The organism is Bradyrhizobium sp. LB13.1 (assembly GCF_054056815.1).
Map to the genome: position 1 here is coordinate 3,052,874 of NZ_JBSRYQ010000001.1, position 25,263 is coordinate 3,078,136.

20 protein-coding genes and 3 pseudogenes are annotated in these 25,263 nt (G+C 63.8%); 12 read left to right on the forward strand and 11 right to left on the reverse strand.

The genetic code is table 11. The features are described 5' to 3' along the window. Positions 1-95: 95 nt before the first annotated feature. The 4 genes from ACVWYI_RS14420 to ACVWYI_RS14435 all read left to right on the forward strand — a co-directional run bounded on the left by ACVWYI_RS14420 (position 96) and on the right by ACVWYI_RS14435 (position 6,581). A complete protein-coding gene (locus tag ACVWYI_RS14420; RefSeq protein WP_456662393.1) occupies positions 96-1,478 on the forward strand; it encodes an ethanolamine ammonia-lyase subunit EutB in 1,383 nt (460 codons plus the stop codon). Positions 1,479-1,631: 153 nt separating this feature from the next. After that, complete coding sequence (locus tag ACVWYI_RS14425; protein WP_456662394.1) at positions 1,632-3,218, forward strand: B12-binding domain-containing radical SAM protein; 1,587 nt, start codon at positions 1,632-1,634, stop codon at positions 3,216-3,218. Between the two features lie 6 nt (positions 3,219-3,224). Beyond that, complete coding sequence (gene eutC / locus ACVWYI_RS14430; protein WP_456662395.1) at positions 3,225-4,010, forward strand: ethanolamine ammonia-lyase subunit EutC; 786 nt, start codon at positions 3,225-3,227, stop codon at positions 4,008-4,010. 204 nt (positions 4,011-4,214) lie between these two features. Continuing rightward, positions 4,215-6,581 carry an efflux RND transporter permease subunit gene (locus tag ACVWYI_RS14435; RefSeq protein ID WP_354107211.1) on the forward strand — a complete coding sequence of 789 codons (2,367 nt, stop codon included), beginning with the start codon at positions 4,215-4,217 and terminating at the stop codon, positions 6,579-6,581. A 105-nt stretch (positions 6,582-6,686) separates the two neighbouring features. On the opposite strand, the gene ACVWYI_RS14440 is transcribed toward ACVWYI_RS14435, so the two are convergent. Beyond that, the gene (locus tag ACVWYI_RS14440; RefSeq protein ID WP_456662396.1) at positions 6,687-7,184 is read right to left on the reverse strand and encodes a hypothetical protein; all 498 of its coding nucleotides are present in this window, start codon (positions 7,182-7,184) and stop codon (positions 6,687-6,689) included. A gap of 461 nt (positions 7,185-7,645) precedes the next feature. On the opposite strand from ACVWYI_RS14440, the gene ACVWYI_RS14445 reads away from it, so the two are divergent. The 6 genes from ACVWYI_RS14445 (at position 7,646) to ACVWYI_RS14470 (ending at position 13,859) form a co-directional block, all read left to right on the forward strand. Next, positions 7,646-7,879, forward strand: coding sequence for a hypothetical protein (locus ACVWYI_RS14445; protein ID WP_247349845.1), 234 nt, complete (start codon positions 7,646-7,648; stop codon positions 7,877-7,879). A gap of 191 nt (positions 7,880-8,070) precedes the next feature. Then, a complete protein-coding gene (hpnC, locus tag ACVWYI_RS14450; protein WP_354047047.1) occupies positions 8,071-8,955 on the forward strand; it encodes a squalene synthase HpnC in 885 nt (294 codons plus the stop codon). Next, positions 8,945-9,784, forward strand: a complete 840-nt coding sequence (gene hpnD, locus ACVWYI_RS14455; protein ID WP_247447278.1) for a presqualene diphosphate synthase HpnD — start codon at positions 8,945-8,947, stop codon at positions 9,782-9,784. The genes hpnC and hpnD overlap by 11 nt, the downstream gene beginning before the upstream one ends. Further along, positions 9,784-11,040: a hydroxysqualene dehydroxylase HpnE gene (gene hpnE / locus ACVWYI_RS14460; protein ID WP_247447277.1), complete on the forward strand. Its 1,257-nt coding sequence runs from the start codon at positions 9,784-9,786 to the stop codon at positions 11,038-11,040. The genes hpnD and hpnE overlap by 1 nt, the downstream gene beginning before the upstream one ends. A gap of 75 nt (positions 11,041-11,115) precedes the next feature. Continuing rightward, positions 11,116-13,113 (forward strand): squalene--hopene cyclase, encoded by a 1,998-nt coding sequence (gene shc / locus ACVWYI_RS14465; RefSeq protein ID WP_456662397.1) that lies wholly within the window; start codon positions 11,116-11,118, stop codon positions 13,111-13,113. Continuing rightward, positions 13,110-13,859 carry a phosphorylase gene (locus tag ACVWYI_RS14470; RefSeq protein ID WP_247349850.1) on the forward strand — a complete coding sequence of 250 codons (750 nt, stop codon included), beginning with the start codon at positions 13,110-13,112 and terminating at the stop codon, positions 13,857-13,859. The genes shc and ACVWYI_RS14470 overlap by 4 nt, the downstream gene beginning before the upstream one ends. A gap of 93 nt (positions 13,860-13,952) precedes the next feature. On the opposite strand, the gene hpnH is transcribed toward ACVWYI_RS14470, so the two are convergent. Next, positions 13,953-15,113: an adenosyl-hopene transferase HpnH gene (gene hpnH / locus ACVWYI_RS14475; RefSeq protein WP_456662398.1), complete on the reverse strand. Its 1,161-nt coding sequence runs from the start codon at positions 15,111-15,113 to the stop codon at positions 13,953-13,955. A 35-nt stretch (positions 15,114-15,148) separates the two neighbouring features. Then, positions 15,149-15,559 (reverse strand): annotated as a pseudogene (locus ACVWYI_RS14480) (4-hydroxy-3-methylbut-2-enyl diphosphate reductase); the annotation flags it as partial. Between the two features lie 540 nt (positions 15,560-16,099). On the opposite strand from ACVWYI_RS14480, the pseudogene hpnN reads away from it, so the two are divergent. Beyond that, a pseudogene (gene hpnN / locus ACVWYI_RS14485) lies at positions 16,100-18,690 on the forward strand (hopanoid transporter HpnN). On the opposite strand, the gene ACVWYI_RS14490 reads toward hpnN, so the two are convergent. Beyond that, positions 18,658-19,290, reverse strand: a complete 633-nt coding sequence (locus ACVWYI_RS14490) for a DUF2147 domain-containing protein (protein ID WP_456662399.1) — start codon at positions 19,288-19,290, stop codon at positions 18,658-18,660. The pseudogene hpnN and the gene ACVWYI_RS14490 sit on opposite strands and share 33 nt — an antisense overlap. Positions 19,291-19,431: 141 nt before the next feature. Between ACVWYI_RS14490 and hpnO the strand changes: the two genes are divergently transcribed. Next, positions 19,432-20,823 carry an aminobacteriohopanetriol synthase HpnO gene (gene hpnO, locus ACVWYI_RS14495; protein WP_456662400.1) on the forward strand — a complete coding sequence of 464 codons (1,392 nt, stop codon included), beginning with the start codon at positions 19,432-19,434 and terminating at the stop codon, positions 20,821-20,823. 9 nt (positions 20,824-20,832) lie between these two features. Here the strand turns inward: hpnO and ACVWYI_RS14500 are convergent, their stop codons facing one another. The 7 genes and pseudogenes from ACVWYI_RS14500 to ACVWYI_RS14530 all read right to left on the reverse strand — a co-directional run bounded on the left by ACVWYI_RS14500 (position 20,833) and on the right by ACVWYI_RS14530 (position 25,254). Further along, positions 20,833-21,138, reverse strand: coding sequence for a HigA family addiction module antitoxin (locus tag ACVWYI_RS14500; RefSeq protein WP_247349855.1), 306 nt, complete (start codon positions 21,136-21,138; stop codon positions 20,833-20,835). Positions 21,139-21,153: 15 nt separating this feature from the next. Beyond that, positions 21,154-21,432, reverse strand: a pseudogene (locus tag ACVWYI_RS14505) (type II toxin-antitoxin system RelE/ParE family toxin); the annotation flags it as partial. A gap of 68 nt (positions 21,433-21,500) precedes the next feature. Next, positions 21,501-22,268 (reverse strand): anti-sigma factor family protein, encoded by a 768-nt coding sequence (locus tag ACVWYI_RS14510; RefSeq protein ID WP_354107203.1) that lies wholly within the window; start codon positions 22,266-22,268, stop codon positions 21,501-21,503. Further along, positions 22,265-22,813, reverse strand: a complete 549-nt coding sequence (locus tag ACVWYI_RS14515; RefSeq protein WP_456662401.1) for a sigma-70 family RNA polymerase sigma factor — start codon at positions 22,811-22,813, stop codon at positions 22,265-22,267. Before ACVWYI_RS14515 ends, ACVWYI_RS14510 begins: the two co-directional genes overlap by 4 nt. A 142-nt stretch (positions 22,814-22,955) precedes the next feature. Further along, positions 22,956-23,291: a cupredoxin domain-containing protein gene (locus tag ACVWYI_RS14520; protein WP_456662402.1), complete on the reverse strand. Its 336-nt coding sequence runs from the start codon at positions 23,289-23,291 to the stop codon at positions 22,956-22,958. Between the two features lie 23 nt (positions 23,292-23,314). Then, entirely contained in the window at positions 23,315-24,259 is a 945-nt protein-coding gene (locus ACVWYI_RS14525; RefSeq protein WP_456662403.1) for a metallophosphoesterase family protein, read from the reverse strand. Between the two features lie 113 nt (positions 24,260-24,372). Beyond that, on the reverse strand, positions 24,373-25,254 hold the full coding sequence (locus ACVWYI_RS14530; RefSeq protein WP_456662404.1) for an alpha/beta fold hydrolase: 882 nt from the start codon (positions 25,252-25,254) through the stop codon (positions 24,373-24,375). Between the last annotated feature and the right edge of the window lie 9 nt (positions 25,255-25,263).

The window sequence follows — 25,263 nt, forward strand, 5'->3', positions numbered from 1 at the left end:
TCAGCGTCTTGATCTGAAGGTATAGTCTTGGGTTCGTGATAGTCTTGGGATCGTGCTGGACTCGGTCACTGGCCGACGAACCCCCGGAGAGACCCTTGGTCTACCGCCACACCATCGACGCCACGACCTACACGTTCCCAGATTTGCGCGACCTGCTCGCCAAAGCGACCCCGCCGCGCTCCGGCGACCGGCTGGCCGGGATTGCCGCCGCCAGCGCCGAGCAGATGATCGCGGCGCGGATGGCGCTCGCCGACGTCCCGCTCGGGCAGTTCTTGCAGGAAGCCGTCGTCCCCTATGAAGCCGACGAGGTCACGCGCCTCGTCATCGACTGCCACGACGCCAGGGCCTTCGCGCCGGTGGCCTCGTTGACCGTCGGCGCCTTCCGCGACTGGCTGCTGTCGGATGCCGCGACGCCAGAAATCCTGCGCAAGCTGGCGCCCGGTATCACGCCGGAGATGGCGGCCGCGGTCTCAAAGCTGATGCGCAACCAGGATCTGATCCTGGCGGCGCGAAAATGCGAGGTCACCACCGCGTTCCGCAACACCATCGGCCTGAGGGGCCGGATGAGCACCCGGCTCCAGCCCAACCATCCGTTTGACGACGCCAGGGGCATCACCGCCTCGATCCTGGACGGCATCCTGCTCGGCGCCGGCGATGCCTGCATCGGCATCAACCCGGCGAGCGACGACCCGGCTGTGATCGGCCAATTGCTGCGGCTGCTCGACGAGATCATCGCGCGGCTGAAAATCCCGACCCAGGCTTGTGTGCTGACCCATGTCACCACGACGCTATCGCTGATCGGGCAGGGTGTGCCGGTCGACCTCGTCTTCCAGTCGGTCGCCGGCACCGAAGCTGCCAACCGCAGTTTTGGTGTCGACCTCGCGCTGCTGAAGGAGGCGCAGGACGCCGGGCTGTCGCAGAAGCGCGGCACGGTCGGGCAGAACGTGATGTATTTCGAGACCGGGCAGGGCTCGGCGCTGTCGGCCAATGCCCATCACGGCGTCGACCAGCAGACCTGCGAGGCCCGCGCCTATGCGGTCGCCCGCGCCTTTGCGCCCCTCCTGGTCAACAGCGTGGTCGGCTTCATCGGCCCGGAATATCTCTACGACGGCAAGGAAATCATCCGGGCGGGGCTGGAGGATCACTTTTGCGGCAAGCTGCTCGGCCTGCCGCTGGGGATCGACATCTGCTACACTAACCATGCCGAGGCGGACCAGGACGACATGGACAATCTGCTGACGCTGCTCGCGGCCGCCGGCGTCACCTTCATCATGGGCGTCCCCGGCGCCGATGACGTCATGCTGAACTATCAGTCCACGTCTTTTCACGACGCGCTCTACGTCCGCGACGTCTTCGGACTGCGTCGTGCGCCGGAATTCGACGACTGGCTGGCGCAGTCGGGCATTGTGGGCGCTGACTTCCGGCTTGCCGGCGATGCTGGCCTGCTGCCCGATTTTGCCTCCCGGCTGATCGCGTGACGCGGCGGAAGCACCCCGGCGGCTTGAGGAAACCATTGGTCCCTCCGGGAATTATGCTCATGTCACAATATTGAGAAATTCCGGCGACAGCATTACGCTATACGTCGGGCTGGCAATTTCCGCGGCTATGTCGAGCGTGGCGGGGGAGCTTTGATGCGAGCTGAAAGTAACGGTACCTCCCGGCGGATTCTCTGCGTGTTTCCGCGATACACTTCGTCGTTCGGAACGTTCGAGCATTCCTATCCCCTGACCGATGGCGTCCGCGCCTTCATGCCGCCGCAGGGGCTTTTGCTGCTCGCGGCCTATCTACCCAGGGAATGGCAGGTCAAATTCGTCGACGAGAATCTTCGCCGCACGACGAAGGAGGAGTTCGAATGGGCGGAGGCGGTCTTCGTCAGCGGCATGCACATCCAGCGCCAGCACATGAACGATATCTGCCGGCGCGCCCATGAATTCGACTTGCCGGTCGCGCTCGGCGGTCCCTCGGTCAGCGCCTGTCCGGACTATTATCCATCGTTCGACTATCTCCATGTCGGCGAACTCGGCGACGCCACCAACCAGCTGTTCGAGATCCTGTCGCGCGACATCTCGCGTCCCGAGGCCCAGGTGGTGCTGACCACCAAGGACCGTGTGCCGATGACGGAGTTTCCGATCCCGGCCTACGAGCTCGCCGACGTGAAGAAATACTTTCTCGGCAGCATCCAATATTCCAGCGGCTGTCCCTATCAGTGCGAGTTCTGCGACATCCCCGGACTCTACGGCCGCAACCCGCGCCTCAAATCGCCCGAGCAGATCATCGCCGAGCTCGACCGACTGCGCGAATGCGGCATGACCGACACGGTCTATTTTGTCGACGACAATTTCATCGGCAACCGCAAGGCGGCGCTGGACCTCTTGCCGCACCTGATCGAATGGCAGAAGAGGACCGGCTACGTGGTGCGGCTCGCCTGCGAGGCGACGCTCAATATCGCCAAGCGGCCCGAAATCCTCGAGAAGATGCGCGAGGCCTATTTCGTCACCATCTTCTGCGGCATCGAGACGCCCGACCCCGATGCGCTGAAGGCGATGCACAAGGACCACAACATGATGGTCCCGATCCTCGAGGGCGTGCAGACCATCAACTCCTACGGCATGGAGGTCGTGTCCGGCATCATCATGGGGCTCGACACTGACAAGCCGAACACGTCCGAGGTGCTGCTCGACTTCGTCGAGGAATCCCAGATTCCGCTTCTCACCATCAACCTGCTTCAGGCGCTGCCGAAGACGCCGCTGTGGGACCGCCTGGAGCGCGAGGGACGCCTGGTCGAGGACGACGGCCGCGATTCCAATGTCAACTTCCTGTTGCCCTATGACGACGTCGTCGCATCCTGGAAGCACGCCATGGCCGTCGCCTACGAGCCCGAGAAGGTCTACGCGCGCTTCCAGTATCAATGCGACCACGTTTACGTGCACCGCCTGAAGATGCCGACGCCGGACGAGATGAAGACCTGGCCCAACATCAGGCGCGGCCTCGTCATGCTGCGAAATATCTTCTGGAAGGTCGGCGTGCTCGGCGACTACAAGCGCGTGTTCTGGAAGTTCGCGCTGGGGCGTATCAAGCGCGGCGATCTCGAAGGCCTGATCGGCTGCACCCTGATTGCGCACCATCTCATCACCTTTGCGCGTGAAGCATCGAGCGGCGAGACGAATGCGTCGAACTATTCGCTGCGGCTGCGTGAGGCTTCCGTTCCCGCCGAATGACGCAACATGTCTGACCCGGCCGTTCCGCGCCGCCCGACCCTCGATCTGCGATCGCTCACGCCTGCGCGCGTCGCGCTCGGGCGCAGCGGCGCGAGCGTGCCGACGCGCGCGCTGCTCGACTTCACGCTGGACCATGCCCGTGCCCGCGATGCCGTGCATGCCGCTTTCGACGCGCCGCGACTGGTCGCCGATCTCCGCGCGCTTGGCCTCGTCGTCACCGAGGCACGGAGCCGGGCGGTCGAGCGCAGGGACTATTTGCGGCGTCCCGATCTGGGCAGGCAGCTCGATGCCGGATCAGTCGAGGCTCTGACGCGAAGTGCCTCGGGGCCGTGCCCACTCGCGGTCGTGATCGGCGACGGCCTGTCGGCGGCAGCGGTCCACGCCCATGCGGCCGCGCTGATGACGCGTCTGATGCGGCTGCTCGCAGCCGACGATGATGTCGCGATCGGCCATGTCGTCATCGCCTCAGGCGTGCGCGTCGCGCTCGGCGACGAGATCGGTGCCATTCTCGGTGCGCGCATGGTCCTGACGCTGATCGGCGAGAGGCCGGGCCTGTCGGCGCCCGACAGCCTCGGCGCCTATCTGACTTTCGCACCGAAGCCGGGCCGCACCGATGCCGGGCGCAATTGCGTGTCGAACATCCACAAGGCCGGTTTGAGCTATGACGAGGCTGCTTTCAAGATCGCCTGGCTGGTCCGCGAAGGGCTTGCCCGGGAGGTCACCGGCGTGGCGCTGAAAGACGAGAGCGCGGACCGCGCGCCGCGTCGAATTGGCATGGCTTTGCCCTTATGACGGGCATTGCGGCAAAATCGCCACATCTTGATCGATTTGGCCACACTTCGCCTGCTTGCGAGAGGGGTGATTGTCCTGCTAAACCCCTCGCGGCGATTTTCCGCGCATTTTCAAAGGCAAGCCTCCCATTGGTATGGCATTTTCAGGCCGTTCGCGGGGCGCAACAAGCTCACAGACCGAGCCGATTTAGGAACTGGACAAGGCATGCTCGAAAAGCACCGTGAGAATGAGGTTCATGTCGAGAAGGTCGAGCAGGGACCTGCGTCCTCGATCGCCTTCGGGCTTGAGCGCATCGGGCTGATCGCCGTCCGGGCACCGATCGTTTCCTGCATCGTCCTGCTCGTGCTTATCGTCGGCGCCGTGTTCGGCATTCACCGGATCAAGATCGACGATTCGCTGTCGCAGCTCTTCCGCTCCAATTCCCGCGAATTCCACCAGTATGAAGAGGTGACCAAGAAGTTCCCGGCCGAGGAGTTCGACGTCCTCGTCGTGGTCGAGGGCAAGACCCTGCTGGCGCGGAAAAACCTCGAGAAGCTGCGCGACTTCGTCACCGACATGCAATTGGTCGAGGGCACGCGCGGCCTGGTCTCGCTGTTCTCCGCGCGTCAGGCGCCGGCGCCGGGCAAGCTGCCGGCCGCGCTGTTCCCGGCCGACCTGCCTGAGGGCGAGGCCTATGACAAGTTCATCGAGACCGTCAAAAACAACGAGATCATTCGCGGCAAGCTGTTGTCGGAGGACGGCACGCTGGCGCTGATCGTGCTTTCGCTCGATCCGGAGGTGGTCGCCTCCAACAAGCTGACCAAGACCGTCGCCGATATCCGCGCGCTGATGAAGGAAGACCTCAGCGACACCGGGCTCAACGTGCAGCTCTCCGGCGTGCCGGTCATGCAGCTCGAGATCCGCAACGCGGTCGAGCGCGACGGACTCACCTACAACATCCTGGGCATTCTCGCGGGCTGCGTCATCGCCATCATCTTCTTCCGTAAGGTTTCGTTCATGGTGGCGGCGGCGTTCCCGCCGATGATCGCGATCCTGCTGGCGCTCGGCGCGCTCGGCTGGGCCAATTTCAATCTCAACATGTTCCTGAACGTGATGACGCCGCTCATCATGGTCATCAGCTTCTCCGATTCGATGCAGCTCACCTTCGCGGCGCGCGACCGGCTGATCGCAGGTCAGGACAAGTATACCGCGTTCAAGAACGCGGTGCTGGTGGTGGGGCCGGCCTGCGTGCTGACGCACGGCACCGCCGGCATTTCGTTCATTGCGCTCCAGTTCTCCGACTCCGACTTGATCCGCAAATTCGGCGAGGCGGGTCTCGCCGCAACCATGATCGCTCTGGTCGCGGTGCTGTCACTGGTGCCGGTGTTCGGCGTACTGCTGGTGCGCAACGAGCAGACGTTCGCGACCAAATTCCAGAGTGCCGATGCGGGCGTGCAGGCGCTGCGCAATTTCTGCTACTGGATCGCGGTGCGCATGGTGGGCCGCCCCGGCCTGTTCAGTCTGATCGCGGTGGTGTTCGTCGCCGGCCTCGGCGTCATCTACGCCAATCTGGAGCCGCGCTACCGGCTCGCCGACCAGGTGCCGGACAAGCGCCAGGCCGTCGCCGCCAGCGACCGGCTCGATGCCAAGCTCACCGGCGCCAACCCGATCAACGTGCTGATCAAGTTCCCCAAGGATGAAACGCTCTATTCGCCGGAGACGCTGCAAACAATCGCGGACGTGCACGCGACCGTGGAGAAGGCGGCTGGTGTCGGCAACGTCTGGTCGGTCGAGACTCTGCGCCGCTGGCTTGCGGACAAGGCCGGCACCGCCGACGTCGCGACGCTGAAGGAATATGTCAGCGTCATTCCTGAGCATCTGGTGCGGCGTTTCATCGATGCCCAACAGGATGCGGTCTTGGTGGCCGGCCGCGTGCCCGACAAGGATTCCAGCCAGCTCCTGCCGATTGTCGACAAGCTCGATTCCGAGCTCGACGCCGTTCGCAAGAAGCACCCCGGCTACGAGGTGGCGGTGACGGGTCTTGCCGCGATCGCGGCGCGCAACTCGGCCGGCATGATCGAGAAGCTGAATCGCGGGCTCACCGTCGAATTCGCGCTGGTCGCGATCTTCATCGGCCTCGCCTTCCGCTCCTGGGTCGTGATGTTCGCCTGCATCCTGCCGGGCATCTTCCCGGTGGTGATGTCGGGAACGGTGCTGTGGGCAATGGACGAAGGCCTGCAATTCGCCAGTGTCGTGGCGCTGACCGTCTCGTTCGGCCTGGGGCTGAGCGCAACCATCCACTTCCTCAACCGCCTCAGGCTCGAGAGCAAGCCGGGCGTCGGTTCGGCGCTCGCGGTGGAGCGCGCGACCGTGCTGGTCGGCCCGGCACTGATCTTGACGACGCTGGTGCTGGCCTGCGGCCTCGTCGTCACCGTGTTCTCGGACCTGCCGTCGCTGCGGCTGTTCGGCTGGCTCAGCGCCTTCTCGATGGTCATGGCCCTCGTCGCCGATCTCTTCATCCTGCGGCCGACGGCGATGTGGCTGATCAATCTGCACGCCAAGCTTCAGGGCGCTGACAAGCGCGCGATCTGAATCGATCGCGACGAACGATCGACCATATTCTGATAAAAGAAAAACCCCTGGCTCGCGAAAGCCAGGGGTTTGTTTTGATCTGAAGTCTGGGAAGCGTGAAGGCTATCAGCCCTTCGTCATCGTGATGTTGACGCCGCGGATCTCGCCCTTGGAGGAAATCTGCACCGTCTGCTTGGTGCCATTGGTGCGCAGCGACAAATTGGCGGCGAAGCCGTTGGCTTCGACGAACACCTCGATCTGGCCGCCGCCGGCGGTGCCCTGCAAATTGCCGAAGATGTTGCGGTTGGCCTCGCTCCAATTGCCGGAGATGCGCTCGCCCTGGCTCGTCACGTCGCTGGTGAGGTCGAACTTGTAGCTGTCGGACGCGCAGTGCAACGCCTGCTTGAGGCTGAGACCGGTACCGGCGACCTTGTAGTCCGCCTTGCAGCGGATGCGCTCGGTGGAGCCGTCGGACAGCGACACCGTGCCGGTGCCGGTCCACGCGCCTTCGAAACCTGCAAACGGTCCGGACGACTGAGCCTGGCCTGCCGAAACTGAGAAGAGCAGCGCAGCCCCGATGCCGGCCGCCTTGATTGCCTGTCCAGATCGCCCAAAGAATTTCATCTTAAAATATCCCGTTTTAGAAGGACGTCCGCTTATCACCGAGAACGTCTCGCCACATCGAAAGTTTAGTGTTCCGAGCCAGTGTCAGGTTCAATGCCTGACTGCCAGAGATGGCGGTTCACGACGCCTCGCGCCATGCTCCGACCTCGCGATTTGCGGTATTTCGGCATGTTTCTGGCGCCCAAGGCCGGGTCGAGAGATGCAGCTCTGCAACAGGTGCGCAGCAAAACGCGGCGTGCCTGAATTATGACGTAGTATCAATCTCTTACATTTGCCAGAGAAGGTGCAGGGAAGACCTGATTTGGTGGATCTGGCGCCAATTTGGCCGCATTTACCAGTGCTTGTGCCTTCTCCGAGGCTGCACTTTCCGCGGCAACTTGCCATCAGAACAATCCGTTTCCGGTCGTCCCCCTGTGTGGTCCGGGATCGGCGCGATTCTGCCGTCAGAATGAAGGAATACAATGCGTAAGCTTCTCGTCGCTCTCACCTTGCTGTCGGCCTCCCTCTCGACCGCAGCGTTCGCCCAGCAAGGGCGCGGCACGGACTCCGAGCAGAAGGCCTGCTCGCGCGATGTGCAGAAGCTCTGCCGGCCGGTCATCGATCAGGGCGATTTCACCATTCTGGCCTGCCTCAAGGAAAACCGGGCCAAGATTTCGCAGGCCTGCGACCAGGTCCTGAAGAACCACAACCAGTAAGCTCGGCCACTGGCCCACAAGGGCGGCCCCGGGGTCGCCTTTTCGGGCCGAACCCGGAAGGGCAGCCATCGAGAGACAGGATTGGTTTTGCGGCCGTATTCCCCTATATGGGGGCCGCGGCGGCATCGCCGGCATGAGCCCGCGCGAGCGAAAAAGCCCTTCCTGTCCAAACGATTGTAGACCAGCCCTCGATGACCTCTGCGAGCGAATTGCGATCCGGCAAGGGTGAGCGCGACGAGAATTTTCCCGTCGCGTCCTGGATCATTCATCCACGTCATCGCGCCTTGATCCTGGCGTATTACAATTTCGTCCGCACCGCCGACGACATTGCCGACCACGCCACGCTGCCGGGCGACGAGAAGCTCGCTTATCTCGACTTGCTCGAGGCGGAATTGCTCGGCACGGGCGACACCCAGGCCGAGGCCGTCAGCTTGCGGCGCGCACTGGCCGAACGCGGCATGGCGCCGCGCCACGCACTCGACGTGCTCATCGCGTTCCGTATGGACGTGACCAAGCTACGCTACGAGAACTGGGACGAGGTCATCCACTATTGCCGCTACTCGGCAATGCCGGTCGGCCGCTTCATGCTCGACGTTCATGGCGAGAGCACGTCGACCTGGGCCGCGTCGGATGCGCTCTGCGCGGCGCTGCAGATCAACAACCACCTTCAGGATTGCGGCAAGGATTTCCGCGAGCTCAACCGCGTCTATCTGCCGCGCGATGCGCTGGCCGCAAGCGGCGCCTCGGTCGAGCAGCTCGGGCTGACGCAATCGCCGCCGGCGATGCTGGCCTGCCTTCAGGCGCTCGCCGTGCGCAACGAAGCGCTGCTCAACGAGGGCAGGTCGCTCAGCGCGGAGATCAGGGACTTCCGCCTCGGCGTCGAAGTCTCGGTGATCCAGGCCTATGCCGACCGCATCGTGCGTCTGTTGAAGGTGCGCGATCCCCTGCGCGAGCGCGTGCACCTGAACAAGTTCGAGCTCCTCACCTTCAGCCTCGCCGGCATGATCGGCGAAGTCGGCCGCCGCGCGATCGGACGTAAGGCCATTTCCAGACCGGGGACTGCACATGACGCTTGAGGCGACCTCGCCCGGCGCCAATTATGGCTCGACCGCATCCGGCAGTTCGTTCTACGCCGCGATGCGCATCCTGCCGCACGACCAGCGCGAAGCGATGTTCCAGATCTACAGCTTCTGCCGTCAGGTCGATGACATCGCCGATTCCGATGGCCCGCGCGACGAGCGGCTCGCCGCACTTCAGGCGTGGCGCAACGACATCGATGCGCTCTACCAGGGCAACCCGCCGCCGCGGCTGAAGGACTACGTCGCCTCGGTGAAGAACTTCGGCCTCAAGCGCGAGGATTTCCTCGCCATCGTCGACGGCATGGAGATGGACGTGCCGCAGGACATCCGCGCGCCCGACATGGCGACGCTGGATCTCTATTGCGATCGCGTCGCGAGCGCCGTGGGGCGGCTGTCGGTCCGGGTGTTCGGCCTGCCGGAAGAAGACGGCGTCGAACTCGCCCATCATCTTGGCCGGGCGCTCCAGCTCACCAATATCCTGCGCGACATTGACGAGGACGCGGGTCTCGGCCGGCTCTATTTGCCGCGCGAGGCGCTGCTGCATGCCGGCATCACCTCCAACGATCCGGACCGCGTGATCCTCGAGCGTGCGCTGCCGAAGGTCTGCCTGCCGCTGGCGCAGCGCGCCAAGGTGTATTTCGAGAAGTCGGACGAGATCATGAACCGCAACCGGCGCCGCGCGGTGCGCGCGCCGCGGATGATGTCGAAATACTACCATGCCATTCTGGACCTCCTGATCGCGCGCGGTTTCGACGCGCCGCGAGAGCCGGTGCGTGTGTCGAAAGTCACGCGCATCTTGATCCTGCTCCGTTACGCTCTCATCTGATGCAAAAAACAGCTCACATCATCGGCGCCGGAATTTCCGGCCTCTCCGCCGCCGTGCGGCTCGCCAATGCCGGCTTCAAGGTCGCCGTGCACGAGGCGACGCACCACGCCGGCGGCCGCTGCCGTTCGTATTTCGACGGCGCCACCAATCTCACCATCGACAATGGCAATCATCTGCTGCTGTCGGGCAACAGCCATGCGCGCGCCTATGCGCGATCGATCGGCACCGAGGCGGGCCTGGTCGGACCGGAGCGCGCGCAGTTTCCCTTCGTCGATATCACGACCGGGCAGCGCTGGCAGATCGATCTCGGCGACGGTCGGCTGCCGACCTGGGTGCTCGACGAGAGTCGCCGCGTTCCCGACACCGGGCTCACCGATTATCTGAAGCTGGCGCCGCTGATCTGGGCGTCTGAAGAGACGCTGGTGGGCAAATCCATTCCCTGCGAGGGCGTGCTCTATCAGCGCCTGGTGCAGCCGCTGCTGCTCGCAGCGCTCAACGTCGATCCTCCCGAAGGCTCGGCGGGGCTTGCCGGCGCGATCGTGCGCGAGACGCTGCTCGCCGGCGGGCAGGCCTGTCGCCCCCTGATCGCGCGCGACGGACTCAGTGACGTTCTGATCGAGCCCGCCGTGAAATTCTTGACCGAGCGCGGGCACTCCGTTCAACTCGGCCACGAACTGCGTTCCTTTGCGAACAATGACGGCAAGGTCGGCGCGCTGAATTTCGGCGGCGAGGATCTGATCCAGATCGGCGCTGGCGACGTCGTCGTGATGGCGGTGCCGCCGCGCGCCGCCTCCAACCTGCTGCCCGGCCTGAAGACGCCGACCGAATTCCGCGCCATCGTGAATGCGCATTTCCGCGTTGAGCCGCCAGCGGGATCAGCTCCGATCCTCGGCGTGATCGGCGGCGTCGTGGAGTGGCTGTTTGCGTTCCCGAACCGGCTTTCGGTCACCATCAGCAACGGCGACCGCTTGGTCGACATGCCGCGCGAGGAACTCGCGCAGGTGATCTGGAACGATGTCTGCAAGGCCGGTGGCGTTTCCGGCGAGCTGCCCCCCTGGCAGATCGTGCGCGAGCGCCGTGCCACATTTGCGGCGACGCCGGCGCAGAATGCCCTGCGCCCGGGGCCGGTCACTGCGTTCAAAAACCTGTTTCTTGCAGGCGATTGGACTGCTACGGGATTGCCTGCAACCATCGAGGGATCGGTCCGATCCGGCGATCGCGCCGCCGATCTGGTTCTGGCCGCCAAGGGATACTGACAGGCGGCCCTGACGGGCATTTGTCCCCGGTCAATTTCGGTCAATTTCAATCGACTAACGGAGCAATCGAGCGAGATGGAGTCCGTGAACGCGACCAACCGCGAAGCCCGAGAATCTATGAACTTGGACTCCAGGAACCTGGAATCCAGGAACCTGGACTCGAGCATTGCGTCGGCCATCGAAGGCGTCCTCGGCTTCCAGCAATCCGACGGCCATTGGGTGTTCGAGCTCGAGGCCGATTGCACCATTCCGGCCGAATACGTCCTGCTTCGTCATTATCTTGCCGAGCCGGTCGATGCCGTGCTCGAGGCCAAGATCGCCAATTATCTTCGCCGCGTTCAGGGGGCTCATGGCGGCTGGCCGCTGGTGCATGACGGCGAGTTCGACATGAGTGCCAGCGTAAAGGCGTATTTCGCGCTGAAGATGATCGGCGATTCCACTGACAGCCCGCACATGGTGCGTGCGCGCGAGGCGATCCACGCCCGCGGCGGCGCGATCAACAGCAATGTCTTCACGCGCTTCTTGCTTGCGATGTACGGCATCGTGACCTGGCGCGCCGTGCCGGTGCTGCCGATCGAAATCGTGCTGCTGCCGTTCTGGTCGCCGTTCCATCTCAACAAGATCTCCTACTGGGCCCGCACCACCATGGTGCCGTTGATGGTGCTCGCAGCGCTCAAGCCGCGCGCGAGGAATCCGAAGGCTGTCGGCATCGACGAGCTGTTCCTCCAGGATCCGCGCTCGATCGGCATGACTGCCAAGGCGCCGCACCAGAGCCTGGCCTGGTTCGCGCTGTTCCGCGCGCTCGACCACATCCTGCGTGTGGTCGAGCCGATGTTTCCCAAGAGCCTGCGCAAGCGTGCCATCGACGCGGCGCTCGCCTTCACCGAGGATCGGCTCAACGGCGAGGACGGCATGGGCGCGATCTATCCGCCGATGGCCAACATCGTCATGATGTACGACGCGCTCGGCAAGGACGAGAATTTTCCGCCGCGTGCGATCACGCGCCGGGGCATCGACAAGCTGCTCGTGATCAAGGACGACGAGGCTTATTGCCAGCCCTGCGTCTCACCGGTATGGGACACGACGCTGACCGCGCACGCGCTGCTGGAAGCCGGCGGTGACAAGGCGGTGCCTGCCGCTAAGCAGGGCCTCGACTGGCTGATCCCGAAGCAGGAGCTCGCGGTGAAGGGCGACTGGGCGGTGAAGCGGCCCAATGTCCGTCCGGGCGGCTGGGCCTTTCAGTACAACAATGCCCATTATCCCGATCTCGACGACACCGCGGTGGTCGTGATGTCGATGGACCGCATGCGCCGTGAGCACAATGCGGCCGGTTATGATTCCGCGATCGACCGTGCCCGGGAGTGGATTGAGGGCATGCAGAGTGACGACGGCGGCTGGGCTGCCTTCGACGTCAACAACCTCGAATATTATCTGAACAACATCCCGTTCTCCGACCATGGCGCGCTGCTCGATCCGCCGACCGAGGACGTCACCGCGCGCTGCATCTCGATGCTGACCCAGCTCGGCGAGACCGCGAAGACCAGCAAGCACGTCGCCGACGGGATCGCCTACCTCCGCAAGACCCAGCACCCGGAAGGGTCCTGGTATGGCCGCTGGGGCATGAACTTCATCTACGGAACCTGGTCGGTGCTGTGCGCCCTCAACATGGCTGGCGTCCGTCACGACGACCCGATGATGCGCAAGGCGGCCGGCTGGCTGGCCTCGATCCAGAACCAGGACGGAGGCTGGGGTGAGGACGCCGTCAGCTACCGCCTGGACTACGCCGGCTGGGAGGCAGCCCCCTCGACCGCCTCGCAAACGGCATGGGCCTTGCTTGCCCTTATGGCTGCCGGCGAGGTCGATCACCCGGCCGTCGCCCGCGGGGTGGAGTACCTGATTACAACACAGAACAAAAAAGGACTGTGGGACGAGCAGCGGTACACCGCCACAGGCTTCCCCCGCGTGTTCTATCTGCGGTACCATGGTTACCCGAAGTTCTTCCCGCTGTGGGCGCTGGCCCGGTATCGGAACTTGAGGGACACCAACAGCAGGGTGGTAGGGGTCGGAATGTGACTTTGGGGACGGGGGACTACCTTACCGCGGGCAATGCCATTGATCCGCGGCCGATATTGATCGTGACCGGACTGGTTCAGGAGGCCCGCATCGCGGCCGGGCCCGGAATGGCGGTCATCTGTTCGTCGAGCAGCCCGACCCAGTTGCGGGCGCTGCTGACGGTGCTGGATCCTGAGACGATTCGCGGCGTGATCTCCTTTGGCGTGGCCGGCGGCCTCGACCCGACGCTGCGCTCCGGCGACGTCGTGCTGGCGACCGAAGTGCTCGCCGGCGACACCCGCTGGGCCGCCGGGCTGTCGCTCGGCGACGACCTCATCGACCGCCTGACGTCGGGACGCCGCCGCGTGGTGCGCGGCAGCCTCGCCGGTGCCGAGGAAGTGGTCACGGGGCGGTCCTGCAAGGCGGCGCTGCATTCGGAGACGGGAGCGGCCGCCGTCGACATGGAAAGCCACATCGCGGCCGCCTACGCCGCCGAAGCCGGCTTGCCGTTCGCCGCGGTCCGCGTCATCAGCGATCCCGCCCATCGCGCGCTGCCGGCGCTCGCCCGCGCCGCCATCAAGCCGAACGGCCAGATCGACGTGCTGGCCGTGCTGCGCGGCATCGCGCGCAACCCGACCGCGCTGCATGGACTGGTCTCGACCGGTATCGATTTCAACCGCGCGCTGCGCTCGCTTCGCGGCTGCCGCGACTTCCTGATCGGCACCGAGCTCGTCGAGAGCGAGGCGTTGGTTTCCGAGGCGGCCTGAGCGGGTTCATAGAGCTCACAAAAGAAAAGGCCCGGTCGCCATTGGCGATCGGGCCTTTGTTTTTTGATCGGGCTACAAGGCCGACTTGCGCGCTTACGCCGCCGTCGAAGCCTTCCGTGCGGCCTTCTCCTGGGCGGCGGCAGCCTCGTCCTTGCGAAGCTCCGACAGGCGCTTCTGCACTTCCGCCGAGAAGATGTACTGCGCAGGGCGCTGCTTGGTCATGTCGATCTCGGGCGCCATCGGACCCGTGGTCCTGACACCGCGCAGCGACACCCACATCGCCTTCAGCGGGTGGCTGATGGCTGCGGTCGCCGCCGTCGGCTCGTAGCCGCAATGGGCCATACAGTCGGCGCACTTCTCGTACTTGCCGGTGCCGTAGGTCTCCCAATCGGTGGTGTCCATCAGCTCCTTGAAGGTCTTCGCGTAGCCTTCACCGAGCAAATAGCAGGGCTTCTGCCAGCCGAAGATATTGCGCGCGGGCATGCCCCACGGCGTGCACTCGTATTCCTGGTTGCCGGCGAGGAAGTCGAGGAACAGGCCGGAATGCATGAAATTCCACTTCTTGCCCTTGCCCATCGCAAAGACGTCGCGGAACAGCTTCTTGGTCTTGGTGCGGTTGAGGAAGTGCTCCTGGTCGGGCGCACGCTCATAGGCATAGCCCGGCGACATCGAGACGCCGACACCGAGCTCGACGGTGAGGTCGAGGAATTTTGCAATCTCCTCGGCCGGATGGCCGTCGAAGATGGTGGCGTTGACGTTGACGGTGAAGCCGCGGGCCTTGGCCGCCTTGATCGCGGAGACGGCGCGATCGAACACGCCCTTCTGCGACACCGCCTTGTCGTGGTGCTCCTTCAGGCCGTCGAGATGCACCGAGAAGAACAGGTAGGGCGAGGGCTCGAACAGATCGAGCTTCTTCTCGAGCAGCAGCGCGTTGGTGCAGAGCGAGACGAACTTCTTGCGCGCGACGAGGCCGCGCACGATCTCGCCGATCTCCTTGTGGATCAGCGGCTCGCCGCCGGGAATGGCGACCATCGGCGCGCCGCATTCATCGGCTGCGTCCCAGCACTCCTGCGCGCTCATGCGGCGGTTGAGGATCGCGTCCGGATAATCGATCTTGCCGCAGCCGACGCAGGCGAGGTTGCAGCGAAACAGCGGCTCCAGCATCAGCACGAGCGGATAGCGCTTGCGGCCGAGCAGTTTCTGCTTGATCAAATAGCCGCCGATACGCATTTCCTTGAAGAAGGGGATAGCCATTACGAGTTTCTTTCTGGGCTTGAAATTCGGGTGGGTCAGCTCGCAGCCAGTTGGGCCGGAAGCCGGAATTCGATGTTCTCCTCGCGGCCCGGCAGCACCGAGACCTGTACCGGTCCGATCCGCCGCATCGCTTCGATCACGTCATCCACGAGTACCTCGGACGCCGAAGCGCCGGCCGTGGCGCCGACGGTTCTGGCATCTTTCAACCACTCCGGATTGAGCGCGCTGCCGTCGGCAATCAGATAACTCGCGACGCCGGCCTCAGTGCCGATTTCGCGGAGCCGGTTCGAGCTATTGGCAGCGCCCACCACCAAGATCACGTCGACCAGCTTGCTCCAGTTCCTTACCGCAGATTGGTGGTTCTGTGTCGCATAGCAGATATCCCGGATGTCCGGGCCTTGAATATCTGTAAAGCGGGCCTGAAGTGCCCCGGTAATGCCCTTGGACACCGTGGTTGCGGCTTTGTTCTTCAATCTCCCCATTGCACCCACTAAGCCCGCGCGCAAAAACCGTGCGATTGCACCAGATAAACTTCCATTGGACTCCATCACGCAAGTTGCACCGATCCGCATCTTGAGTCCCCGGAGCACCGGGATACCAATGAGCTGCAATATCCGCACCATCGGTTTCGGCACGCAGCCGTCGCCCACGCGGGTACACATGGAAGCGCAATACTTTGTGTCAAAAAATCGGCAGCAAGGAAAGGGGCCCATGAACTTTGGTTCCCCTGCAGGATCCATTTGCGGTACTATAGTAGAGAACGTTCCGGCCGGCAAAACGGCGACATTTGTGCGCGGCCCTCGGTCACTTTCCCGCCTCAACTCCTCGGCTATACCGACCGCCCCGCATGATTTTGCCGCGGCTTCCCGCCGTTCAGCTCGAACCTTCTGGCGGGAAGAGCCACTCAAAACAGCAATAGGTTTCGCCCGGGAACTCCGATAAACAGCGGGCGTTTCCGGGAAGCTGTTAACGCAGAAAGAAAAGAAGTGCTGCAAAGCGTAGTCGTTGCCATCGTCAGGGCCTGCACCCGGTTTGCCCCCATCGTCGTCGTTCTCGGGCTCCTGCTGGCGGTGGGGGCGGGCTACTACACGGTCCATCACTTCGCCATCAACACCGACATCAATTCGCTGATTGCCCAAAATCTGGACTGGCGCCAACGCGACCAGCAATTCGATCGCGCTTTCGACCGCGATGCGACGATCACGGCGGTGGTCGAAGCCAAAACGCCGGAGATGGCGACTGCGGCGTCGGACGCGCTCTATGCCAAGCTGAAGGACGACAAAACCGACTTCCAGTCGATGCAACAGCTCGGCACTGGCGAGTTCTTCGAGAAGAACGGCCTGTTGTTCCTGCCGACCGAGGAGGTCGCCAAGGTCACCGGCCAGTTCGAATCCGCCGCGCCCCTGATCGAGATCATGGCGGGCGATCCCTCGATCCGCGGCCTGACCGGCGCGCTCGAGACGGGTCTGGCCGGCGTCAAGCGCGGGCAAGTGAAGCTCGACAACACCGAACGGCCCTTCAACCAGATCGCACAAACGGTTGAGACCGTGCTCAACAAGGGCAGTGCGAGCTTCTCCTGGCGAGAGCTCGTCAGTGACGAGCCGCTGACGGATTCGGACAAGCGCGCCTTCATCGAGTTCAAGCCGATCCTCGACTACAACGCGCTGGAGCCCGGCAAGGGCGCCACCGACGCGATCCGCAAGGCCGCAGCCGATCTGGAGTTTGCGACCAAATACCAGGCGCGCGTGCGGCTGACCGGTCCGGTCCCGATCGCCAACGAGGAATATGCAACCGTCCAGGAAGGCGCTGTCGTCAACGGCATCGGCACGGTTCTGGTCGTGCTGCTCATTCTGTGGCTGGCGCTGCATTCGGCGAAGATCATCTTCGCGGTGTTCGTCAATCTCTTTGTCGGTCTTGCGCTGACAACCGCCGCCGGTCTGATGATGGTGAGGCTCGCTCAATTTGCTGTCGATCGCGTTCGCCGTGCTGTTCGTCGGCCTCGGCGTCGATTTCGGCATTCAGTACAGCGTCCGCTATCGCTCCGAGCGCTATAAGCATAACGACCTTTCGGGTGCGCTGGTATTGGCCGCGAAGCGCTCGGCGATACCGCTGTCGCTGGCGGCGATGGCAACCGCGGCCGGCTTCCTCTGCTTCATGCCGACCGACTACAAGGGCATATCGGAGCTCGGCCAGATCGCCGGCGTCGGCATGCTGGTCGCGTTCCTCACCAGCATCACCGTACTCCCGGCGATGCTGAAGCTGTTGAATCCGCCCGGCGAGAAGGAGCCGGTCGGCTACGCCTTCCTGGCGCCGCTCGATCACTTCTTGGAGAAGCACCGGGTGCTGGTCGTCGGTGGTACGATCTTTCTCGCGGTCGCCGGCCTGCCGCTGCTCTACTTCATGAAGTTCGACTTCAACCCGATGAACCTGCGCAATCCGAAGGCCGAATCGATCGCGACCTTCCTCGATTTGCGCAAGGATCCCAACACCGGCGCCAATGCCATCAACGTGATGACCACGTCGGAGGAGCAGGCAAAGCAGGTGGAGGCGAAGCTGGAGAAGGTGCCCGAAGTGCTGCGGGTGATGTCCCTCAACAGCTTCGTCCCTGAGGACCAGCCGCCGAAGCTGAAGCTGCTTGCACAGGGCGCCAAGGTGCTGAACCCCGCGCTCAATCCTGACCAGATCGACGCGGCGCCGACGGACAAGGAGAACGTCGATGCGCTGAAATCCTCGGTCGACAATCTGCGCCGGACCGCAGGCGATGCGAAGGGCCCGGGTGCGGTCGCCTCGCGCCGGCTTGCGGACGCGCTCGAAAAGCTCGCCAACGGCGACGAGGCCACGCGGAACAAGGCGCAGGACGTGTTCGTCGCGCCGATGAAGATCGTGTTCGACCAGCTCCGGAACGCGATGCAGGCCGAGCCGGTCACCCTGAAGTCATTACCACCCGACCCTCATCAGCGCTTGGAAGAGCAAAGACGGCATCATCCGCGTCGAGGCGCTGCCCAAAGGCGATCCCAACGACAACGACACGCTGCGCAAATTTGCGGCGGCCGTGCTCGTTGCCGAGCCGACCGCGATCGGTGGCCCGGTCTCGATCCTGAAATCCGGCGACACCGTGGTGAAGGCGTTCATCCATGCCGGAATCTATGCGCTGCTGGTGATCGGCCTGTTGCTGTGGATCACGCTGCGCCGGTTCGTCGACGTGCTGATGACCTTGGTGCCGCTCCTGGTTGCCGGCGCGGTAACGCTCGAGATCTGCGTGCTGATCGGCTTGCCGCTCAACTTCGCCAATATCGTCGCGTTCCCGCTGCTGCTCGGCGTCGGCGTGGCCTTCAAGATCTACTATGTCGTGGCCTGGCGCTCGGGCAGGACAAACCTGCTCCAGACCAGCCTGACGCGTGCGATCTTTTTCAGCGCGATGACGACGGCGACGGCATTCGGCAGCCTGTGGCTGTCGAGCCATCCGGGAACGTCCAGCATGGGCAAGCTGCTCGCGCTGTCGCTGGTGACGACGCTCGCCGCCGTGCTGCTGTTTCAGCCAGCGCTAATGGGCAAACCCCGCAATCTCAGGGAGTAGGCAGATGTCGCCGACCGGGTCGGCGGCGCCCTTCGGACCCGGTTTGGCAGTGCCGGCGGCCTTGGGGGCTGCCGGCGCAGGCTGCGCCGCTGTAGCGCCCGTCGTTCCCGGGGCCTTCGGCGCCGCGCCGGTGGACTTCGGCGTGCCCTTGGCCATGGCATTGGCGGTGCTCAAGGGAATAGGCGGGCCAACGCGGGTCCAGGTTTCGCCACCGCAGAGGAAGCCCATCACGCAGCCCTTGATCTCGAGCTGGTCGGTGCCAACCGGCGTGATGGTCGCGCTGTAGAGCTGGCCGTCCTTGGCGTTGTAGACCTGACCCTCCCACTGATCGGCGCCGGGCTTTTTCTTCATGTCGATCAGGGTTGCCATGCCCAGCGTGGGCCTGGTCTTTTTCGACGCGTCGGGATTGTATTCATCGCGGCCGCCGGGCTCTTTTTCCCAGGAAACCGCGCCCCACATGCTGCCATTGCATTGGGCGACACGAATGTTGGCCACGGCGTCGGCAACCCGCCAGTCGCCGGTCGGATCGGCGGCGAGCGCCGGGGTCAGGCAGGTGAAACCGCCAGTCAGTATTAGTCCGGTGTAAAGGGCTAAACGCATGATAGTTCCTTGGCAGTGCAACATGGTCTAAAGCTGTGCTTGCGAAGATGGTCCGAAAAAGGGCAAAAGGCCGCACAGACCGTTTTCGGCAACGGTCCGTTTTCAGTTGACGAGACGGCCCTCAACCGAAGTATGTAACGGATGCACAGCCCAAATCCAGACATGTCTCAGCTATTCGCGGACCGTCAGGCCCAGCGCAGCGCCCTGCATAATCGGCATATGAACGAGCAGTTCGTTCGGGTGCTCAAGACCATCGGCTATGATGTCGGCTTCCAGAAGGGGCAGGGGCAGTACCTCTACGACCGAGACGGCGCGCGCTATCTCGACCTTTTGTCCGGCTTTGGCGTGTTTGCGATCGGGCGCAATCATCCCGTCATGCGCGAGGCGCTCAAGAGCGTGCTCGATGCCGACCTGCCCAACCTCGTCCAGTTCGACGTCTCGGTGCTCGCCGGCGTGCTCGCCGAGCGGCTTTTGAAGTACGTGCCCTATCTCGACAAGGCGTTCTTCGCCAATTCCGGCGCCGAATGCGTCGAAGCCGCGATCAAGTTCGCTCGCGGCGCCACCGGCCGGCCCGGCATCATCTATTGCGCCCATGCCTATCACGGCCTGACCTATGGCGCGCTGTCATTGACGGGTGATTCGAACTTCCGCACCGGCTTCGAGCCGCTGCTGCCGGGTTGCACCTCAATCCCGTTCAACGATCTCGCCGCGCTCGAAAAGGCGCTGGCCTCGCGAGAGGTGGCGGCCTTCGTCGTCGAGCCGATCCAGGGCAAGGGCGTCAACATGCCCACCGACGAGTTCCTGCCGGGTGCGGCTGCGCTCTGCAAGAAATACGGCACGCTGTTCGTCGCCGACGAGATCCAGACCGGCATGGGCCGCACCGGCCGCTTCCTCGCGGTCGAGCACTGGAACGTCGAGCCCGACATGGTGCTGCTGTCGAAGTCGCTGTCCGGCGGCCACGTGCCGGTCGGCGCGGTGCTGACGCGCAAGAGCATCTTCGACAAGATCTTCAACCAGATGGACCGCGCGGTGGTGCACGGCTCCACCTTCTCCAAGAACGACCTGGCGATGGCAGCCGGCATCGCCACGCTCGACGTCATGGAGTCCGAGAAGCTGATCGAGTCCGCCGCCAAGCGCGGTGCCGAGCTGCGCCTTGCGCTCACGCGCATGGTGCCCGGCTACGAGCTGTTGAAGGAAGTGCGCGGCAAGGGCTTGATGATCGGCATCGAGTTCGGTCCGCCGAAATCGCTGCGGCTGCGAGCCTCGTGGAACGTGCTGGAGGCCGCCAACAAGGGCCTGTTCTGCCAGCTCATCACCGTGCCGCTCTTCAAAGATCACAAGATCCTGACCCAGGTCGCCGGCCACGGCAGCCACACTATCAAGCTGCTGCCGCCGCTCACCATCACCGAGGAAGATTGCGGCTGGATCGAGCGCGCCTTCGACGACGTCATTGCCGGTAGCCACAAGGTCCCCGGCGCGATCTGGTCGCTCGGCAAGACGCTGGTGGACAACGCGGTGAGGCGGTCGGCGTAACCTGATCCCTCAGGCCGCCTTGGGCTTGTTCACAGTCTCGATGCGGTCGAGAGCCTTGCCGAGATCGCGTTTGGCGATCTGAATATCGTAATCGTTCTGGAGATTGAGCCATAGCTCAGCGGTCGTGCCGAGCGCTTTGGCAAGCCGAAGCGCGGTGTCAGCGGTGATTCCGGTCTGCTCACTCGCAATCCGCTCAATACGCGTACGCGGCAGGCCGCATGTCTTGGCGAGCGCGCCTGCCGACATGTCCAGCGGGCTCAGGAATTCTTCCCGCAGAACCTCACCAGGATGCATGGGCTTGAGTTTCTTGGCCATCGTCGCATTCTCATAGTGATAATCCACGATCTCGACCTGAACGGGACCTTGTGATGTCCACACGAAGCACACTCGGAACTGGTCGTTGATCCTGATCGAGTGCTGTCCCTTGCGATCGCCCGTGAGGGCCTCAAGGCGGTTTCCGGGTGGTGCCCTCAAGTCGCTGAGTTCGCCCGCAGCGTGAAGATAGCGCAATTTCCGGCGAGCAACCTTCACCAGGTCGGCCGGAAAGCGTTTGGGGCTTTCGCCGTTAAAGACCGCCTCAGTCGTTTTATCCCGAAACGTCCTGATCACTCAGGCAATGTATCATTGGTTGATACATGCGCAAGGGATTTGTATCAAATTCTGATACGAGTCCAGGGTTACCCCTCCACATTCGCCTTCATCGCCGCCTCGAACTTGTCGACGAACTCGGCGAGCTCGTCGGCGCCGATATCGCTGACGGCCCAGAAATTCAGGCCCCGCTCGCCCCAGCGGCGACAGTTGAAGCCCTGCATGGTCTGGGTCTTCGGCGGCCGGTGTTCGGTGCTCGTGGTCTGCGATACGAACAGGTTGATCACGTGCTGCCGGCGCTTGTAGACGACCGCGCCGATGGCACGTGCGTCGATATAATCGAGCCTGCCGCCGACCAGCGTAAAACCCTGCGCGGTGAGGTCGATCACGGGCGGGGCGACGTCGAGCTTGCCGTTGAACCACGGCTTCACGGTGTGCTGGTCGGTCGAGACCACGTCGATGAGGTGGCCGGCCTGGAGCGAGCGCAGATGCGCGGAGACGACCTCCGACAGGATGCGCTGCTGGTCGTCCTGGCGCAGCACCACGGCGACGACACCGGAGGCGGCGAGCGCAGAGACCGCCGAACCCATTGCAAAGCCGCGCAGCACGGAGCGGCGGCTCGGTTGTTGGCGCTGCGGCTGCGGCAGCGAAGCCTCGATCCGGGTGCGCAAACTCGTCGGCGCGGTGTAGCGCAAATTGGTGTCGGCGAGCACGCGCTGCATTTCCCGTTGTGAGGCAAGCTCGGCGGCGCAGGCCGGGCAGCTTGCGATATGGGCTTCGACCTCGCGTGCATGGCCCGCATCGAGCTCGTTGTCGAGCAGCGCGTGAAGCAGCATTTTTGCTTCGTCGCAGTTCATTTCGAGTGCTCCTCTTCCGCCATCCAGGCCGCGCGCAGCATGGCGCGGGCGCGTGCGAGGCGGGACATCACGGTGCCGACGGGTGCGCCGACGGCCTCGGCGATTTCACGATAGGACAGGTTGCTGATCTCGCGCAGCACGAAGGTTTCCTTGAACGGTTCGGCGAGGGCGTCGATCAGCTTGCGGATCGCGCCGGCGTCGCGGCTGCGCAGCACTTCCGTCTCCGGGCTCGCCTTGGTCTCTTGCCAGATCGGCGTCTGCTCGGCGGCGCCGGGCGTATCCTCGATCGCGCTGTGCCTGTGCGCGCGCCGTCCATATTCGGCGTTGCAGACGTTACGCAGGATCGCAAACAGCCAGGGCTTCATCGCCGGCCCGCGATAGCTGTCGAAATGCTTCAGCGCGCGCAGATAGCACTCCTGCACCGCGTCCTCGGCATCGGAGGCGTCGCGCAGCAGATAGCGTGCGAGTGTGTAGACGTCGTCGAGATGAGGCAGCGCGGCCTCGCGGAAGCGCTGTGCCTTCTGCAAATCGTCGTTGGCGGGCATCGCTCCTCGCTTTGCCTCTTGTTCTGCGCGTTGCTTCGTTTCGTCCACATTCGTTTGGTCGGCGTGTGTGACCGAGGGCACACGAGCCCGGCCGGCGTGGGACCACCGGCCGGGCAAGACGTTGATGCCTTGGTTCGAGATGTTACTCAACCTTGATCATCCCCGTCATGTGCGGGTGCAACGAACAAAAATATTTGTAGTCGCCCGCGTTGGTGAAGGTGAAGGAGAACTTGTCGTCGGTGTCCAGGGTCTTGGACCTGAACTTGCCGGCCGACACCACGGTGTGGGGGATGTCGTCCCGGTTGAACCAGGTCACCGTGGTGCCGACCTTGATCTTGAGCTCGGCCGGCTGGAAAACGAAATTGTCGATATGCACTTCCATGTCGTCGGCACGAGCGGTTGTTGCGGGCAAGAGGATAGCCGCGGCCAAAGCGAGACCGAGGTCGACAGCGAAGTCGCGGCGATTGAGTGTCTTCATTGTCAGCTTCCGTTCAGCTCTGCTCAACCTTGGAGCGGCGTGTCGATGATCGCGAGCCGCTGTTCGTTCTGCTTGAAGTTGACGCTGGCAACGCCGAGCATGGCGCGCAGTTTTGCGTTCTCGACCTTCATCGGTCCGGGTGACGGAGCTGCCCCCGGCGCCGGCTGCGGGAACGCAGTCGAGCGCGCGGTGTGGAAGGTGACGTTGCCCTCGACCTTCTGCATCACTTGATGGATGTGGCCGTTCAGCACGGTGACGGAACCGAAACCCTTGACGTATTCCAGCGCGCGGCCGCCGTCCTCGGTGCCCCAGCCCCATTCCGGATAGACGGTCCAGAGCGGGATGTGGGCAAACAGCACGATCGGCGTCGATTTCGACTTGCCGCGCAGGTCGTCCTCGAGCCAGGCGAGCTGATCGGCGCCGAGATTGCCGAGGCCGCCGGCCTTGAGATCGACGACGTTGACGAGGCCGATGAAGTGCACGCCGCCGGCGTCGAACGAATACCAGCCCGCGCCCTTGGTGCCGCGGCCGTAGCGCTCGCGATAGAACTTTACCTCCTCGTCGAGAAAGTCATGCTCGCCGGGCACGTAGTGCACGTCCAGCTTGCTCTGCGAGATGATGCGATCGGCGTTGTCGAATTCGGCGGCCTTCGACAAATGAGTAATGTCGCCGGTATGGATCATGAAGGACGGCTTGATCGGCATCGCGTTGATCTTGTTGATGGCTTCCTCCAGCGTGCCGAGCGCGTTGGGATTGGCCGGCTTGTCGAAGCCGACATGGCTGTCGCTGATCTGGAGGAAGGTCATGCCGGGCGCGGCCGCGGTCGCGGCTTGCGCGGAATCAATGATGCCGAGCGAGCGCGGCACGCCGCCCGTGATGGTCCAGAGCACTCCGGTGCCGGCCCAGGTCATGCATTCGAGCACCTTGCGGCGGCTTAAGCCGTCGTCCCCGTGATCGTGTCCGCTCATCGCGTGTCTCCTCTCGCCCGGAATTGGGCTTCGGGGAGGTGATTGGGGGAGGGGTGGGTTTATTCCCGGATGAGATGACGATTTCGTGAGTTGGTTTCGATCGAGGCACGACGCTATGTCGCGAATTCGCGCACGGCCTTCACCACGATCGCCGGCGCTTCCTGCGCCACACAATGCCCTGCACCGTCGAACGTCAGCGTGCTGACGCGCGGAATCAGCGACACGGCGCGCGAGGCCATCTCCTTGTAGATCGGTCCCGACTTCGCGGCGGTCGTGACCCGCACCCGGCAGTCGATCGCGGAGAGCGAGGTAAACGGATTGCCGCGCGCATCGCCGACGTAGACCTGCTCCATCGCCTGGTAGATCGGACGCAGGATCGCCGATTCGATCTCGGGCGTGCAGCAGAGCTGCACCCGGCCGTTCGCCAGCGGCGCGAAGCCATGGCGCACATAGGCCCGAAGCGAAGTCTCGGTCCAGTCCGCAAACGTCGGCGCGGCGCGGTAGCGCTCGAATACGGCGTCGGCACTGTTGAACTCGGCACGTCGGCGCAGTGTTCCCTGCACGCGGGACAAGGAGTCTTCGCTCAATTCTCCGGAGCGCGCAGCGCGCGGATCCATTACAGTTGGCTCCATCACGAACAGGCGTGCGAAACGTCCGGGCAAGAGTTTCGCCGCGAGCAGAAGATCGGTCGCACCTGCGCTGTGGCCGATCCCGTAGACGTTGCGCAGCCCGAGCGCATCGATCACCCGGCAGACATCTTCGGCATAGTCCAGAAAATGATAGGCCCCGGGCTTGTGGCTCGCGCCATGGCCACGGCGGTCAAGCGCATAGACCGTGTAGGTCGCGGCGAGATCGCGTGCGACCTCGTCCCAGACGTCGGCGACGAAGCCGGTGCCGTGAAGCAGAAGCGCAGGCGTCCTTCCGCTCTCGCCCCATCGCAGCATGGCGATCTGCGCATCAGCGGGGCCGATCGAAAAGCGGTGCGCTTGAATCATGGTAGGGCG